We start from the raw sequence: 16671 nt of genomic DNA on the forward strand, positions 1-16671 counted from the left end.
ATGAAGTAAGACACTATTATTAATAGTTGGGTAGTGAATTTTTATTTTATTTGGACAATTTTTTATGTTGTTATAGCAAACCAGTTTAACAACTTAAACATGAAAAATAAGCAATGCTAGTTTTATTAATATAAAGATTAACCATTATTAGCCGTGTAATAATTTACACGGCGGGAAAATAAATATTAATCATTACACTAATGAGACAACAGAAAGACGAATTTCATCATTACTTTCCTCTAATTTAAAATCAGAGATAAAAATATCAAACTCATCAAAATATTCTAGTTTTCTTTCTACAAAACTGCTTATTAATTCCCGAAAAACTTTGTTAGAAGAATCATCTATCTCAATACCTTTAGTGATATTTAAACTCTGAATTTCTTGGTCTCTTTCTTCCTCTGGTAATAAGGCTAAATTCCATCCCATTACTGCAATATTAACTATTACATGAGCCTTTTTCATATCTTGATGAATTAACTCTTTTTCTGGTTCTAAAAAATCCCAAAATACTGCTGAAACTTTAAATTGTCCGTCTTTTTTCTGATGATTTTTCTATCAGGATATGTTTCTTTTAACTCTTTTGCATAATTATCTAAATAGTCATAGTTATTCTTTTTACGATTAATTTTAATTTTTCCTTTTACTTTTGTTGGTGGTAAACTTTGTAAGTCTCGAAATGCTTTAGATATTTTTTTACCCATGATAAACTCTCTATAATAAATTAAATCATTAATTAGTTTATTCCAAGTTTTCTAACTTGATACGAGGATCAACAAATTTTAATAATAAATCTGCCATTAAATTACCGACAATTAACATAGTAGCCCCCATCATCAAACTAGCCATCACTAAATATAAATCCTGTGCTTGTACTGCTTGTAATATTAATCTACCCAATCCTGGCCAATTAAAGAAAAATTCCGCAATGAATGCACCGCCCAATAAACTGGCAAATTCAAATCCTAGTAGAGTAATCAAAGGGTTAATGGCATTACGCAAGGCATGGACATATAATACTTTATTTTCAGGAAGTCCTTTTGCCCTAGCGGTTTGAATATAATCTTGTCGCAGTACATCTAAAAGTTGTCCTCTGGTTAACCGTTGTAACCCCGCAAAGCTGGTAATACTTAGGGCGATAGTGGGTAATATCATGTGCCAACCAATATCAAGAATTTTACCAAAAAAAGATAGTTGATTGTGATTAATACTTGTCATACCTCCCACGGGAAATAAAGGGGATAAATTTTGAGCCACTACTAATAAAATTAGGGCGGTGATGAAACTGGGGAATCCTTGCCCAAAATAGCTGATTACTCTTAAAGTTTTGTCGATGGGTTTATTTTGATTGACAGCGCTGATTATACCGAGGGGAAGGGCGATCGCCCATGTTACAATAATTGATGAAATGGCTAATAGTAAAGTGGCGGGAATTCGCTCAATAATAAGGGAAGAAACCGAGCGAGAATAAACAAAACTTTCTCCAAAATCAAATCTAGTAACTACTTGCCTTAACCATAATAGATACTGTTGTAGGGGTGGCTTATCTAGTCCAAAACGAATTTGTAACTCATCGATGGTTTCAGGGGAGATTGTAGGATTTTGTCGTAGGTTATCAAGATAATCCCCTGGTGCCAGTTGAATAATAATAAAACTAAGCATAGAAGCTAATAAAAGAGTTAGTAACCCTTGGGATAGTCTTTTAACAACATAGATTAGGTTTTCATTGAAGAAAAAACTTTTCACAGGTATATTTTGCGTCATTCATAATGTCAATTAATCCCATTTAGATTAACATTTTTCTACTATAGTAAGCAACTTCCTGAGTTATAGAACACTTTAATTTATTATATTTTTAGCATATTTAAACTTAAAATAAACCTTACAACAATTGCTTAAAATAAATTTACTTAATATAACCATAAAATCATAATTAATAAAGGCAAAATAACTAATTCACAGAAAATTTGCAAATAAACATAGAAAAAAACTTAATAGAATCTTTATTGAAAATAGCATATACTTACGTATGCTTTAGTTAAAATCATAGAAACAAGAAACATTATTAGAATAATCTCTTAAAATGTAAGGGGTTAACAATGATTTATTGACAATGTATAAAAATGGCACTAATTAAGACTAAACAGAATTATCTAAACGAACAAACAATCTCCTATCTAATACTGGGATTTTTATGTTTGATGTATTTTCCTTTAATATGGCACTGGTATGATGGTTGGCTAAATAAAACCATCGGTATCGAACATGAATACTTTAGCCATGGGGTGATTGGTATTCCTTTTGCATTTTATCTTTGTTGGCTTGATAAAAAAAAGTGGCAAAAATTACCGAATCTATTTCGCCCAGAAGGTTTTTTCCCCCTTAGTGTCGGTGGTATTTTTTACCTCTCAGGAGTGCCAGAGTTTGTTAATCTTTCATTTCCCCTGATTTTGTTGGGAGTTTGTTATTTTTTGAAGGGTAAAGCGGGATTAAAGTTATTTTGGTTTCCCTTTGTGTTGATAATTTTGGCAACTCCCAACTCTATCCCTTATTTAATAACTCCTTATACCCTTTGGTTACAAAGATTTATTGCTTCCCTTTCGGGATTTTTACTATTTCACCTGGGTTTTGATGTGGCGGTGAATGGTATATATCTCTCGGTAAATGGTCGATTGGTGGAGGTAGCCCCCTATTGTGCAGGGTTAAAGATGCTTTTTACCAGTTTATATGTTTCTTTGATTTTACTATATTGGCGGGATGTTTTGGGCGATCGCACTCGCTCCCTATGTTTGTTGGTAGGTGCAGTATTTATTAGTGTCATGGGTAATGTATTTCGTAATGCAATTTTAGCGTTTTTCCATGGTGCAAGACAGGATTCCTTGTTTGTTTGGTTTCATGATGATTGGGGCGGAAGTCTTTATTCTACCGTCATGTTAGGGTTTATTTTTGCTTTACTTCTATGGATTGAAAAAATAGATTTTGCTCCCAAATTTGATAATCAATCAGAACAATTAAAATCTGATGATGATGAATTTAATTTTAACTTTTAGCCATCAGTTAATATAAATTAATCATGTATTTTCAGAATAAATAAATGTAAAATAGATTAATAAATAAAATGGCTGATAAAAAAGGAAAAAAATCTTCTTATTTAGGTTTAATAATTATCCTAATATTATTGATTGTTATAGGAGTTTTGCCTGGCTATTTAAGAGGAGGAAACTGGAGTTGGAGTAGTGAAAATGAACCTAGTAATATGAGGTTAATTAATAGCTTGAAAAACGACTCTATCTCATTGGAAGGTTGGAAAACAGTAGAAAGACATAGAGTAAGACTAAGTGGCAAAAATTGGTACTGGGAAGTCATGGAAAAAGACAATCTTACTGCTAGTTTATTAATACAACCTCAGCCTTATTTTAAAGATAAACCTAGCGTTGAATGGACTGATTTACAAAGTTTAAATGTAAATGCGTCTTTCTGTCTGCAAGAAATCTCCGAAAAATTATCTTTGACACCACAGGAATTAAATATTGAATCATCTGTTAAAAATATAGGCACATTAATTGAGCAAAAAGATGTGGATAAAAATACCTTAAATATTATTTTAGGCTCTCTACCATCCATATGTTCTCGTGCCTTTACCATTAGAAATTTAGATAATCAGAATACAATAATTCCTTTAGTAGATCCTCAAGATTGGTCAACAGACTCTCAACAAACCATCACCTTTAATACTGAAGATAATCTTACTATTACAGCCCTATTTCAAAGGGGTTGGAATCAGAATAATACTGTAGCGATGATGAATTGGTACACATGGAAAGATGGAGGACATTATAAACCTTATCGTTGGTTTATGAGTGATTTAAAAAGTCAAATTAAGGGCGATCGCACTGGGTGGGTAGCCATAAGTTTAAGGCTATATATAGACCCTTTAGAAGAAATAAAACCAAGACAAGAAGAAATAACAACCATAGCAAAACAAGTGCAAACAGCAATTACAAACAAAATTAGGTAAAGTTAAACAAACACAAAAATTAATATTAAGTAAAAGAATTGATAACCAACTCTATTACAATTATTAAAATCGTTATAATCTGAAGCATAAAAATTAATTAAGATCACAATGACTAATAAGTTTCACCCCCTAAAAATACTCTTATTTCATTCTTTCCTCGTGATTCTTATACCCCAACAAATAGCGTGGTCACAAAACAATTTAAACCTTCAAACCAACGACCCATCAAACTTTCCTTCAGTACCCAGAGGTTATGAACCAGAACCATTCAACGAAGGAAACGCCCAACATTTAAACGATTACCGTCTTGACTTTGGCGACTCCATTAATGTTTCAGTGGCAAGATTTCCAGAATTTAGCTTTTCGGGGACACTAGATGCTCAAGGAAACGTAGTCGTGCCAATTTTAGGGCGCATATCCCTTCGAGGTTTAACCACCGAAGAAGTAGAAAATAAAATTAGCTTTGAACTGGGAAATCGTTTTTTGCGTGAACCCCCCCAAGTTTTAGCTGTATTAACAGGACAACGCCCGTTTAACCTTACAGTAATCGGAGAAGTCGTTAGACCAGGCTATTATACCGTCAGTGATGGCATACCCATGAGCTCCCTCCTCAACTTAGCTGGAGGTACTACCAATAAAGCAGATATGCGATCTATCATAGTCCGTCGTCGCCTCGCTGATGACAGTTTAATCGAAGAAAAACTAGATCTCTACCGTCCTCTAATCGAAGGAGCAGGAGAGCCTCGTATTCGGCTTCAACCCGGAGATACGATCGTTGTTTCTGCCCTCGAAGTTGGAGAAGATCAAGATTATGATCGAGCACTCATAGCCCGTACTAATATTCCCCAACCTCTTATCAGAGTTAGAGTGGTAGCACCCACGGGTGCGGCAGGAGTAACCCTCAGAAATATTAATATTCCTAACGGTAGTTCCTTCCTCGATGCAGTGGCACTTCTACCTGAGTTTATTCCTCTAATTACCAACAATGAAGTAACCCTAATGCGTTTTGACCCAGAGTTGGGTAAAGTAGTCACTCAATCTCTTAACGTTCGTCAAACCATAGAGACAGGAGATATGGCTCAAAATCTTCCTCTACGGGAGGATGATGTTATTGTGGTGAGTCGTACTCTCTTAGGGCGTATCTTGGGAGGTATCAGAATTATCACTCAACCCATTAGAGATATTTTTGGTTTTACTAATTTCATCCAAGATGCCATTGATGGCAGAATATTTGATAATAATCGGAATAATAATAATATCCGTTTCTAAAATAATTTTATAGATAGCTACAATTTTTTATGGCACCTCCTATTGTTACTCGTTTTTTTATTTCCCTCAATGAACATAAATGGCTAGGTATTGTGGTTTTTGCCGTAATTACGGGGGGATCTTTTCTTTTTACCCTTGTTCCCGAACCAGAAAGACAGGAAGATAAGATTCTTGCTTTTGGGCGTTTATCGGTAAATAGTCCTTTACCCACTTTTACATCAGCGGGAGAAGAATTACGCAACCAGGGCAGATTAACAAACATTCAGGATATTATCTCTCAACAGGTAATACAAAATATTGCTAACCGTATTGATTTTAATTTAAGACAAACAGAAAGAGCCGTAGCGGATCTAGTTTTGGGTTTACCAGAGGAACCAGAAAATCAAACAAGGGAAAACAGTGATACGAGCGCTCGTTTAATTACTTTCCGGTATGACGGGGGTAGAACCCCTGAAGAATCGAGAACCGTTTTACAAGTATTTTTGGAGGAAATTGTTAATGAAAGCTATCGTGTTAACACTGTAAGATTACAAAATAAAATTACCGATTTACAAAGAAGACTTGCGGAAGTTCAAGAAGATGTAGAACAAGCCGAACAAAATTACTATACTTATATTTCCAATGAAGGTGCTTTACTCTTATCGGTTCAAGATGGTAGTTTATTTGGTGGAATTACCAGTTCTGAACAACAAAAAAGACAATTAGATGTGGTATTGTCTGGCATTGATGCAGAAATAGAAACTTTACAACAACAATTGCAATTAACTCCGGAGGAGGCTTATGTATCCTCGGCTCTGAGTGCAGATCCTATCATTGCTAATTTAAGGGCTTTAATTTTACAAAATGACTTGGAGTTACAGCGATTACAAACTGATTTAAGGGAAGATCATCCCACCATGGTAGAGTTGAGGGAACAAAAAGCACTTAATGAGAGGTTAATAGAGGAAAGGGGAAGGGAAGTTATTGGTACGGATAGGGTTTTTCAACCGATAACAGGTAATGTGCGAGACGCTAGTAACTTGGATCAAACTAGGGCGCAGTTGGCTGCTAGATTAATAAATTTAGAAGGACAAAGAAATGCCGTGGCAGGGCAATTAGCAGCAGTAGAACAGGTTCAAAATACTTTACGCCAAGAGTATGAGCAGTTCCCGGAAAGACAGACTCAACAAACTTCTTTAATTCAAGAGGTTCAGTCTCAAAGGGTTCTCTATGAAACGATTTTTGCAGCTTTGACGGATGCCCAGTCGGCGGAGGCAGAGGCGGATAGTAGCTTTACTATCATACAACCTGCTTTTTTAATTCGTGAACCTAGCCCCCCTGTACCTCCTGCCACAAGTCCTATTCTAATTGTGGGTGTGGGGATGGTGATTGGCTTCGCATCTGCTATGGGGGTGATTTTCCTCTTTGCTACCCTTGATGAGAGATTGCATACTCCGAGGGAATTACAAGACTTTTTTGCGGAACGGGATGTTCCTTTGTTGGCAGAGTTGCCCATGGTGGAAAATCCTGAGCCTTTTCGTAAGGCAATGCCCATTATATTTGAGTCTGATTCTCCTTATTCAAAATTTTATGAGCGTCTTCGTAGTAATATTCGCCGTTTGGGGGGTGACAATACTAAGGTAATTCTTGTTTCTAGTGTTATTGCCGATGAAGGGCGTACGGTGACAGGTTATAATTTGGCGATCGCCTCTGCTAATGCTGGAAAACGTACTTTATTAATTGAACTAGATTTACGGGATAAAAACCCCGGTTCTCGCAAATATTTTCAGTTACAAGCCGATCCTGCCCTCAGTAGTAATCCCATTAGTTACTATGATTTTCAAGGGGTAAATAGTGGGGATTTAAATTTATTGATTCAGAGAGTACCTGAGATTCCTAACTTTTCCATTGTTCCTAGCCCTGGTTTTCAAAAACAAGCTCCTGCCATTTTGGAGTCGGCAGAAATTAAGGCTTTTTTACGATATGCGCGATCGCAATATGACCTTGTAGTAATCGACACTCCATCCCTCTCTAGTTGTAATGATGCTTTATTATTAGAGCCTTTTGTGGATGGCATTATTTTAGTAACCCACCCTGGTAAGAGCCTTAGAAATCTTCTTGGCACTACCATTGATGATTTTATCGAGGAAGAGTTACCACTAATCGGGGCTGTCATTAATAATGTGGGCTATGATAATCAAATTATTGAGCCACAGGATGATGATGAATCTAATTTTTTAATTAGAAATGATGATGAAGAAAATTTATCTTTTGGCGACAATGTTGAGAATGATGCTAAAGATTAAAAATTTAGGCATTGCCACTCTTACTAAACTTCATTTTGCCCCATGTTAGTTTTTGTTGTAATGCTTTCACGTCACCTTGTTGGGCTGTTTTTTTTATATCTCTGATATATTCCGCATTGGCGATCGCCTCTTCGGGAGAACGAGAGCTAGTATGAAAACACTTTTCAAGGGCTTGATAAATACCCACCCGACGAACCTTTGTCAAATACTGTCTCTCAGTATCTAATAGACGAGTCATCAACTCTAGGTGCATGGTGTCTCCCTCACACAACTCCTCTAGGGTTTGCCATTCCTCCGAACCTAATAAGGAATTACCTGCCCCAATGCGAGGATCATTAAATTCTTCCCCTGTCACCTCTTCATAGATGCGGGGTAAACTATCATCAAATTCATGTTTTTCCTCCAGCCAAATTCTTCTAATCTCGCTCAACTCGGCAATGGAAATTAAATCTAAATCCCGAAACTCTGGGGGGGCGTTTTCCCTAATACTCATTTGGGCTTCTAGTACCTTTGTTAACCAATATTCTCGCCACTGCTTCAGATATGGGCCTGGAATATTATGCACGGTGGTTTCCCCATCCACATTACGCTCAAAAAGTTCTACCTTACCGTAAATACGCCGAAAATCTCTTTTATCTCGATCATCCCGAATATCTAACTCGTTTCTCAACTCTAGCAAGGGTTGTAACCATTCTTTCTCTTCATCATTTTGAATCATCGCTTCCATGGATTTATCTTTGCTCACCATGGTACATACCCAACAACCAAAGCGAGAATCCCCACAACTGGGGGTTGAGGTATCCACCACCAAAGGACATTCATTATCAGCGGTAGCCCCCCGATACATGGTAAATAAGTCTTGATTATCTCCCCCCCAAGGATTTTGCCATTGTAGTAAATACATCCACACTTCATCGGTGCGCCAATCTTCTATGGGGGTATAAATGTAGGAGTTAGGTAAACGGGAGTTAATGCTTAATCTGGCTCTAAATCTACCTTTCTCGTGTTTTTCCATGGTTCTTTTTCTGGTGGCACTCTCGGCTTTACGAGTACCTAGCACCAAGATTACTTCCCCATTGGCTCGTATGGTTTCACGGATAAATTGATTAGCTGGTTGAATTTTCATCCGTTCAGTACACCAGCGAAAGCCCTGACGGGGGGCGGGGTAGCCTTTCCCCATCAAACATACCCAAAAGGTGTCTTTGGTGGCAGGATGGGTAAGATGAGCCATGAAGGGCATATTTTTCTCTTGGGCAGATCGATTTATTTTATCGATACAACCCCTCACCCAGTGGGAAACGATGGGATTTTCCACAAAGGTATCGTTGGTGATGACATGAACTGTTTTTCTTCTTTTTTCGGGGGGTAAAAGGGCGATCGCCCTCCAGATTAGTTGTAAAATACAGGAACTATCTTTACCTCCACTGTATCCAATAATCCAAGGGACTTGATCTTGACAATATAATTCTTGAATTTCTGCGGTTAGTAGGTCAATATCAGCTACTAATTCATCAATGGTGCGGGGTGGAAAAAGCGGAATTTGGTTGTTAGTAGTCATTTCGATAAAAACAGAAAATCAACAATATTATGGATAGTACAAAATGGAAGAAAGTTTGAGACTAAGAGATCCTACAACTTTGAGATGGAAATAATTTGTTATTATAATCTTATAAATAAACTTTTTATATCTATATTTTGTCTATATATATACGTAGCTTAAATGTCCATTTATATTATAGCTCAATGCTAAAAAATAAATCAAAATCTATAAGTAACGATACTGAAAAAAGATCTATTCCTTTGAAAAACAGAAAAAAAATATCGCCCATTAAACGCTACTATAAATATTTTATTTGGCGTCTTCTTAGTTTAAAAGAAAAGCCAGAGGCGATCGCCCGTGGTTTTGCCATCGGTGTTTTTACAGGTAGTTTTCCGTTTTTTGGATTACAAATGATCGGGGCTTTATTACTAGCTATTATTCTTCGGGCAAATAAAGTTACCGCCATGATGGGAACTTGGATTAGTAATCCTTTTACCTATGTTCCCATCTTTTTATTTAACTATAAAATCGGCTCATTTATCCTCGAAAAAATCTTTAAAATCCAAACCAATTACTTGGATGAATTTAATTCTGAATCTTGGCAAAACTTAGCTGACTCAGGAGCAGAAATAACCATTACTCTGTTGCTAGGTTCGGTTTGTGTGGGTTTAACTTTATCTATAATAGCCTATTATTTTGTATTAACTATTATTAAAAACCAAAATAAAACTTTACATAAAACCTCTTTGAAAAAAAAGGATAAATGTTAAAATCAAACTATAGTAAATTGAGGTTAGTGATATGGGCGAAAAAAAAATCGAAAAACTATATAACCTCGAAAAAAAAGCAAACAAAAATCTTTTTATCACAGGACTACTAACTTTTTTCTTCTCCCCCATTGGCTATCTTTACACTAATCGTTATTGGGGAGCGGCTATCACCTTTTTTATCTTCTTCGCTATGGTAGATGAGCCAGATTTTGAAGAAGTTTGGGGAGTTATTGCGGTGGGTGGCACCATCGAAAATATTATTGCGGTGCGTCATGCTCGGGATAAACTGGCGATCGCCTCTCGTAACGAAAATGGAACTCTACCCTTCCAACCCATAGCAAGCCCCGTACAAAATCAACAACCAGCTTTCCCCCCAAAAGCAAATCAACCCCAAAATTTAGAAATTCTCATCCTCAAGGCTATTAAAGAGCAGGGAGAAATGACCGTTTCCGATGTGGTGATTGCCACCGAATTAAGCCCAGCTATCGTCAAAGAAACATTATTGCAACTAGAAACAGAGCAGTTAATTTGTGGGTACAATAGACACAGTGATGGTGCAGTAGTTTACAAAAACATCTAACTCAAAAATAACTCCATGAATCTTGCCAACTTATCTTCTCCCGAATCTAATACTGTTGTTGTTAACAAAATCAAACTGCTCAGTTTTCCCATCGGTAAACTAAATGCAGCCCTTCACATAGATGTAGTGCAGAAGGTAGTTAATTTCGCCACTGTCTATGGTAGTGGATTGAATCACTATGGCATGGCAACCATAGAGGGAGAAGAAATAACCGTAATTGATTTACACAAAAAGTTTTTTAATACTCCAAGTATCTTTGAAGGAGAGGACAAGAAATATTTACTCCTTGCCGAAAATAGTACAGGGGAAAGATTCGGCATCATTGTTACTAATACCCCTAGTTTATATGATATTGCCATAAAGGATATACGAGCATTACCCCCATCCTATCGTCAGGTTGACACTTTTAAAATAGCTTCCCATGTGACAATGGTGACCGAAGAAGAACAACAAAAGACGATCTTTATTTTAGATCCCGATGAGTTAATTGCTCCTATTAATCCTTAAGGTATAAACTAAATTTTCATAATAATAACAATTATGACGACATTATTAGAAAAAGCCTTTCAACAAGCTCAACGACTGTCTTCTAATATTCAAGATGAAATTGCTCAACAATTGATGTTCGATATTGATAATGAATTAAAGTGGCAAGAGAGTTTGTCAAATTCCCATACGAACTCAGATGCTCTAGTAGAAATGGCTAAAATGGCAATAATCGAAGACAAGGAAGGAAAAACGGAAGATAAAGGATTTGGTGAGGATTAATGAAATCTTCAAGAACACAAAACTTTCGTAAACAGTTTTTGCAATTACCGCCGAGAATTCAACAAACAGCCAAGAGAAATTACCAGATTTGGAAACAAAACCCTTTTCATCCTAGTTTAGAATTTAACTGTAGTTTAGACTAAGAAAAAATTGTAAGAGAATAAGTAAGCTAACAAAGATTAGCTCAAAAACGCTATAAATGAATTTAATAATGGCTTAAAAGTTATTTTTTTGGTCTTTTTTTAGTCTTAGATAAACGCTTTTTAACCGTAGGATAAACTTTAGCTTTGTTTCTTTTTCGACCTTTAGGCCAGCCATGGGATTTTCCTCGACTTTTAGGAGAAAGGGTAGGACTTCCAATGTCCATCAATAATGAAGTCATAGACAGAGCCACTCTTCCGGGGGTTAAATTCTGTTGAGGTTTTTGCCATGGCAGATGATATTCTTTGACTAAATCCTTGGATAACCATAACTGCCAAGTAATATTGACAATTAAATTGCTCCACCTTTGACAACTCTCAGGGGTGCGAAAATGGGGTAACGTCCAATGTAATCTTTGCTTGGCGAAACGATACCAGTGGTCCACACCAAATCGTCGGCTGTATTGAATCCAAATATTGGAAGAAGATAAAAATTGCTCTCCCACCCAGATTAACCACAGTGGGCGATGTAAAGCACCAGTTTTTTTCTGCTTCAATCGTTCAATTTTAAACAGGGTTAGCTTTTGTGAAGGGGCATTGTAGAAATGAAGTTCTTTCCATTTACTCATCCGTATTGTTCCTAGGGATGAGTCTTCCATTTCTAATATTTCATGGGCATGGGGAAAATGGTCACATTGATTTAATTTCAACTTTGCCCCATGTTTTTTCGGTCTGCCTCTACCGCTATAGGCTGGAGGATTACCATAAAGACATAGATTAGAACGTACTCTAATCAACTTACTGATTTCAATATCTGCGGTTTGCTTAATAAATTTGCCATTGCCATACTCACAATCCAACACCACCAATTTCGGTTTATTTTCTGGCAATTTTCTACACACTTGCCTTAGTTGCCATGTTGCTTTACCCAGAGGATTTTCAAAGGATGTGATTCTTTCATGTCTTAAAGGTAATGCCCAACTTCCTTTCTCATTCAATGGTGGTAACCAAGCGATGGTGCTATATCCTTGTCCTATGACCGATGAATTGATGGATGACGAAGAATATTGATAACCTCTATCTTTCATGGTGGGACTATCTTCAAACTTCCACTGAGTATGATCTATACCTAGTAATGTATATTCTAAGGTGTCTATTTCTTGAATATATCGTTTCATCAATTTGTTGCTGTTCGGACGACAATCTTTTATGGCTTCATAGGTACTACACCATTGCCGATGGAAAAAAGGTGATAAAGAAAAATCTGCCAAACTACGAGCATTTTCCGTGGTCATAACACTATCCATCAATTGAAAAGTGGCATCTTTACCTTTGACTAACATTTCATAGGTGTCATGACGGAAATTTTCCAGTCTGCTATATTTGTTCATAGAGAGAAGATTTTATTTTTGCTTATTTATATTTTCTCTCTATTTTTCTTTTATGTCTTGTCCTTCTTTGCTCCACTTTCCATTTAGTCTAAACTACAGATTTAAAATAGTCAAGGCAAAGGAAAATATTTGGTCTGTTAGAATTGGCATTGGATGGAGAGCATTAGGAGTAATCAGAACCGATGAAGATAAAATTGTGTGGTTTTGGGTTGGTTCTCATGCTGAATACGATAAGATGTTGGCTAAAAGATAAAAGTGCGATCGCACTGAACTGTAAACATAAAAATACCCCTTTTCCATATAAGAGAAGGGGGTTTAATCGAAAAAAAAGTCAAAACTATTTAGTTTCTTCGGTTTTAGTCTCTTGAGCTTGGTTGCCAGAGAGCATACCGTATTTACGTAAGAAACGATCTACACGTCCTTCGGCGTCAATAATTTTTTGGGTTCCAGTATAAAAAGGATGATTTCCAGACCAAACCTCAACGTTAATTTCAGGCTTAGTGGAACCGATGTGCATAACCACTTCACCGTTACAAATTACTTTGGCATCGGGGTACCATTCGGGATGAATTCCAGCTTTAGGCATTATTTTCTCCTAACTATTAGGTTGACAAGTGAATAATTAAAATGGATACAAATATTAAAATGGGGCTTAAGTACAATTCGATTAACTAAACTGTTAATACACCAGTACCTAAAACCTCCGTAAATAATATTAACGTTTAGAGAATTGAGGAGCTTTACGAGCTTTACGTAAACCGTATTTTTTACGCTCTTTAGCACGGGGATCTCTGGTTAAATAACCTTCGGCCTTGAGGGGCTGACGATTTTCGGGGTCAAGTTCACACAACGCTCTAGCTACCCCTAGTTTAACGGCGTCAGATTGACCTGTTAAACCACCACCATGGGCATTGACTAAAACATCATATTCATTTTCTAAGCCAAGGGTTTCGAGGGGAGCTTTAACTGCCTGAATATAACCTTGAATTTGTTGGAAATAGTTGGTGGCATCTTGACCATTAACGGTAACGGCTCCAGAGCCTGGAATTAAGCGAACACGGGCAACAGAAGCCTTACGGCGACCAGTTCCTAAGTAAACTACTTTATCAGACATTTTTATTTACCTCCTGCGGGAATGGTTTGGATATTTAATACTTCGGGCTGTTGTGCCTGATGGGGATGATTAGGACCAGTATAAACTTTTAGTTTGGTAAAGAGGCTACGTCCTAAGCTATTTTTAGGGAGCATTCCTTTTACAGCAACTTCGATAATTCTTTCAGGAATACGATTTTGTAGTTTTTCAAAGGTTTCGGTTTTCATACCACCGGGGCGGCCGGAGTGACGACGGTATAATTTCTGAGAGCTTTTGTTACCTGTGACAACGATTTTCTCGGCGTTAACTACGATAACGAAGTCTCCAGTGTCTAGGTGAGGGGTAAAGTTGGGGTTGTTTTTGCCTCTTAAAACGTTAGCGATTTCGGTGGCTAAACGTCCTAGACGTTGGTTTTCGGCATCGACAACGAACCACTTTTGTTCGATGTCTTCTATTTTGGGTACTGTTGTTTTATTCATTTTATTTGATGGTCAATTTTAACTAAAAGTAAAAATAGGTTGACTGTTATACCACACTGCTTTGGGAATGGGAAACTCTGGATAATGAACTCTTAAAAAGCACAGTCCCTTGGCTGGTGCTGAGTATTTGACGAGATCTCGACGTTTATTTGCCCATATATCGTTAAATTCTAAGGGCGATCGCACCTCGGCGCCTACTTCTACCAACAATCCCACTAACAGGCGGACCATACCGTACAAAAAACCACTGGCTTGAACCTCAATATGGATCAAGTCTTCGGCTCTGTGGCAGGATACCTCTTGCATTTCTAAAAAAGAATGGGGACGGGGAGAACCAGCACGGCGAAAAGCACTAAAATCATGAGTCCCTAACAAAGGTTGTAATGCCTCTGCCATGATTTCCGCATTTAAAGGGTGATGATAGTAATGCCAAGTAAAGGGTTTTAAGAATAAATTGGGAACTTTCCCAGTATATATAGTATAACGATAACGACGAGCTAAGGCGGAAAAACAAGCGTGCCAATGGGGGGCAACTTCGGCGGATGCTCTGATAAAAACATCATCCCCAAGGCGAGTGTTTAACACTTTTGCCCAACGTTCGGGAGGAATGCTAGATGCCACATCAAAATGGGCTACCTGAGCTGCTCCGTGAACTCCACTGTCTGTTCTACCTGCCCCATGAATGGTCACATTATGACCAAGGGTAAGGGCGATCGCCGTTTCAATATCTTCTTGTACGCTACGATGATGGGGTTGCCTCTGCCAACCGTGAAAATTAGTACCTACATACTGAATCACCAAAGCAATTCTTTTCACATCAAGGTTAGAGGAAGTCATCAGATTAGTCGCCAAAGAAATAACTACACTAACTGAAGGATAGCCATTTCAGCATTATCCCCACGACGGTTTTTAGTACGAACTAGACGGGTATAACCACCATTACGGTTGCCATAACGTTCCGCCGCTTTAGCAAAAATATCGTTAACTAAATCTTTGTCATAGATATAACCTAAAGCTCTTCTACGGGATGCCACAGAGCCATTTTTAGCCAAAGTGATCATCTTGTCTGCCGTAGAACGTACAGCCTTAGCACGAGCTTTGGTGGTAACAATCTCCCCTTCTTTTAATAACTGAGTAGTCAAAGCCCTTAAAAGAGCCTTTCTTTGATCAGCAGGTAAGCCTAACTGGGCTACCTTACGACGATGTCTCATAAATTTCCTCCTTGATAAATTATAGATAGAGATCCTTCGATCCTTAAATTATTGTCCAACGACAACAGTAATAACACTAGGGAGTGGCAACAGGCTCTTGACTATCAATCAAATCCCCTGCCACATCTTTAGCCTTTCCTTCCGCCAAGGTAATACCAAGACGCTGTTGTAGAGCCTCAATGACTTCCTCCGCAGACTTCTGACCAAAGTTTTTGATTTCTAGTAAATCATCTTGGGAATACTCCAATAAATCCGCCACGGTATTGATCTGAGCCCGTTTGAGACAGTTGTAAGCCCTTACAGATAGATTTAACTCCTCAATAGGAATTTGACTGGTAGGATCTTCCTCAACGGGTTGAACCTCAGTTTTTCCTCTGATATTATCCACATCTTCTAAAGGAGTAAATAAACCTACTAAAATAGAGGCCGCCTCAGAAAGAGCCTCCTCTGGTTTCATACTGCCATTAGTCCAAATTTCTAAAGTCAAGCGATCTGCTAATTTTCCTTCATGGCGTACTTCTTCCACCGTGAAATTAACTTTAGAAACAGGCATGAACACTGAATCTATTTGCAGAAAGTCCAAAGAAGAGTTTTCATCATTACCTTTTTCAATGGCACGATAACCTCTACCTTTTTCCACTTTAAATTCCATTTCCAATTTTGCACCCTTACCCAAGGTACAAATGTAATGGTTAGGTTCAATTATCTCAATCTCTGATGGTAAACTAAACTGAGCGGCAGTCACCGTGTCAGGTCCTGTTGCCACCAAACGACCGATTTGGGGTGTGTCACTGTAGCTTTTAAACACGAGCTCTTTCATGTTTAGCATAATTTCCAACACATCTTCCCTCACCCCGTCAATCACAGCAAACTCGTGGTTAACCCCCGCAATTCTTACGGCAGTCACTGCTGCACCCTCTAAGTTAGATAAAAGAACCCTTCTCAAGGAGTTTCCCACGGTGATGCCCTGACCTCTTTCTAAAGGTTCTAGTACAAACTTACCGTATTGCCCTTGATTTTTTTGAGTTTTATTTTCTAAACAGTCTATTTTAAACACAGCCACAGTGATTATTTCCTCGATGTATGAAGTCAGGTTTTATTTGATTCTTGATCAGCAAAAGTTTTGT

The 16671-nt window shown here is 37.6% G+C and carries 20 protein-coding genes; 9 read left to right on the forward strand and 11 right to left on the reverse strand.

Going from position 1 to position 16671, the window contains the following annotated elements:
- Positions 1–192: 192 nt before the first annotated feature.
- The 3 genes from A5482_RS09750 to A5482_RS09760 are packed head-to-tail and all read right to left on the reverse strand — an operon-like array spanning position 193 to position 1764.
- On the reverse strand, positions 193–465 hold the full coding sequence (locus tag A5482_RS09750) for a hypothetical protein (RefSeq protein ID WP_069789234.1): 273 nt from the start codon (positions 463–465) through the stop codon (positions 193–195).
- A 29-nt stretch (positions 466–494) separates the two neighbouring features.
- A complete protein-coding gene (locus A5482_RS09755) occupies positions 495–704 on the reverse strand; it encodes a hypothetical protein (RefSeq protein ID WP_069789233.1) in 210 nt (69 codons plus the stop codon).
- A 37-nt stretch (positions 705–741) separates the two neighbouring features.
- Positions 742–1764 carry an ABC transporter permease gene (locus tag A5482_RS09760; protein ID WP_069789232.1) on the reverse strand — a complete coding sequence of 341 codons (1023 nt, stop codon included), beginning with the start codon at positions 1762–1764 and terminating at the stop codon, positions 742–744.
- A gap of 359 nt (positions 1765–2123) precedes the next feature.
- Between A5482_RS09760 and crtB the strand changes: the two genes are divergently transcribed.
- From crtB to A5482_RS09780, 4 genes are all read left to right on the forward strand, one after another.
- Positions 2124–3050: a cyanoexosortase B gene (gene crtB, locus A5482_RS09765; protein WP_069789231.1), complete on the forward strand. Its 927-nt coding sequence runs from the start codon at positions 2124–2126 to the stop codon at positions 3048–3050.
- Between the two features lie 68 nt (positions 3051–3118).
- Positions 3119–4018, forward strand: a complete 900-nt coding sequence (locus A5482_RS09770; protein WP_069789230.1) for a cyanoexosortase B system-associated protein — start codon at positions 3119–3121, stop codon at positions 4016–4018.
- Positions 4019–4126: 108 nt separating this feature from the next.
- Positions 4127–5287, forward strand: coding sequence for a polysaccharide biosynthesis/export family protein (locus A5482_RS09775; protein WP_069789229.1), 1161 nt, complete (start codon positions 4127–4129; stop codon positions 5285–5287).
- 29 nt (positions 5288–5316) lie between these two features.
- Positions 5317–7572 (forward strand): GumC family protein, encoded by a 2256-nt coding sequence (locus A5482_RS09780; protein WP_069789228.1) that lies wholly within the window; start codon positions 5317–5319, stop codon positions 7570–7572.
- A 4-nt stretch (positions 7573–7576) separates the two neighbouring features.
- On the opposite strand, the gene dndC is transcribed toward A5482_RS09780, so the two are convergent.
- Positions 7577–9130, reverse strand: a complete 1554-nt coding sequence (dndC, locus tag A5482_RS09785) for a DNA phosphorothioation system sulfurtransferase DndC (protein WP_069789227.1) — start codon at positions 9128–9130, stop codon at positions 7577–7579.
- 185 nt (positions 9131–9315) lie between these two features.
- Here dndC and A5482_RS09790 point away from each other — a divergent pair, with 185 nt between their 5' ends.
- The 4 genes from A5482_RS09790 to A5482_RS09805 are packed head-to-tail and all read left to right on the forward strand — an operon-like array spanning position 9316 to position 11230.
- Positions 9316–9882, forward strand: a complete 567-nt coding sequence (locus A5482_RS09790; RefSeq protein ID WP_069789226.1) for a DUF2062 domain-containing protein — start codon at positions 9316–9318, stop codon at positions 9880–9882.
- Between the two features lie 31 nt (positions 9883–9913).
- On the forward strand, positions 9914–10462 hold the full coding sequence (locus A5482_RS09795; RefSeq protein WP_069789225.1) for a hypothetical protein: 549 nt from the start codon (positions 9914–9916) through the stop codon (positions 10460–10462).
- A 15-nt stretch (positions 10463–10477) separates the two neighbouring features.
- A complete protein-coding gene (locus A5482_RS09800; RefSeq protein WP_069789224.1) occupies positions 10478–10969 on the forward strand; it encodes a chemotaxis protein CheW in 492 nt (163 codons plus the stop codon).
- A gap of 33 nt (positions 10970–11002) precedes the next feature.
- Positions 11003–11230: a hypothetical protein gene (locus tag A5482_RS09805; RefSeq protein WP_069789223.1), complete on the forward strand. Its 228-nt coding sequence runs from the start codon at positions 11003–11005 to the stop codon at positions 11228–11230.
- A gap of 223 nt (positions 11231–11453) precedes the next feature.
- Here the strand turns inward: A5482_RS09805 and A5482_RS09810 are convergent, their stop codons facing one another.
- Positions 11454–12761 carry an NF041680 family putative transposase gene (locus A5482_RS09810; RefSeq protein ID WP_446684748.1) on the reverse strand — a complete coding sequence of 436 codons (1308 nt, stop codon included), beginning with the start codon at positions 12759–12761 and terminating at the stop codon, positions 11454–11456.
- A gap of 52 nt (positions 12762–12813) precedes the next feature.
- On the opposite strand from A5482_RS09810, the gene A5482_RS09815 reads away from it, so the two are divergent.
- Complete coding sequence (locus A5482_RS09815; protein ID WP_069790210.1) at positions 12814–13014, forward strand: ParE family toxin-like protein; 201 nt, start codon at positions 12814–12816, stop codon at positions 13012–13014.
- An 84-nt stretch (positions 13015–13098) separates the two neighbouring features.
- On the opposite strand, the gene rpmE is transcribed toward A5482_RS09815, so the two are convergent.
- The 6 genes from rpmE to A5482_RS09845 all read right to left on the reverse strand — a co-directional run bounded on the left by rpmE (position 13099) and on the right by A5482_RS09845 (position 16607).
- Complete coding sequence (rpmE, locus tag A5482_RS09820) at positions 13099–13347, reverse strand: 50S ribosomal protein L31 (RefSeq protein WP_069790211.1); 249 nt, start codon at positions 13345–13347, stop codon at positions 13099–13101.
- A gap of 129 nt (positions 13348–13476) precedes the next feature.
- On the reverse strand, positions 13477–13875 hold the full coding sequence (rpsI, locus tag A5482_RS09825; protein ID WP_069790212.1) for a 30S ribosomal protein S9: 399 nt from the start codon (positions 13873–13875) through the stop codon (positions 13477–13479).
- 2 nt (positions 13876–13877) lie between these two features.
- The gene (rplM, locus tag A5482_RS09830; protein ID WP_069790213.1) at positions 13878–14333 is read right to left on the reverse strand and encodes a 50S ribosomal protein L13; all 456 of its coding nucleotides are present in this window, start codon (positions 14331–14333) and stop codon (positions 13878–13880) included.
- 18 nt (positions 14334–14351) lie between these two features.
- Positions 14352–15170 (reverse strand): tRNA pseudouridine(38-40) synthase TruA, encoded by an 819-nt coding sequence (gene truA / locus A5482_RS09835; protein ID WP_069790214.1) that lies wholly within the window; start codon positions 15168–15170, stop codon positions 14352–14354.
- Positions 15171–15193: 23 nt separating this feature from the next.
- Entirely contained in the window at positions 15194–15544 is a 351-nt protein-coding gene (rplQ, locus tag A5482_RS09840) for a 50S ribosomal protein L17 (RefSeq protein WP_069790215.1), read from the reverse strand.
- Positions 15545–15620: 76 nt separating this feature from the next.
- Positions 15621–16607 carry a DNA-directed RNA polymerase subunit alpha gene (locus tag A5482_RS09845; RefSeq protein ID WP_069790216.1) on the reverse strand — a complete coding sequence of 329 codons (987 nt, stop codon included), beginning with the start codon at positions 16605–16607 and terminating at the stop codon, positions 15621–15623.
- Between the last annotated feature and the right edge of the window lie 64 nt (positions 16608–16671).

The organism is Cyanobacterium sp. IPPAS B-1200 (genome assembly GCF_001747005.2).
Lineage (GTDB): Bacteria > Cyanobacteriota > Cyanobacteriia > Cyanobacteriales > Cyanobacteriaceae > Cyanobacterium.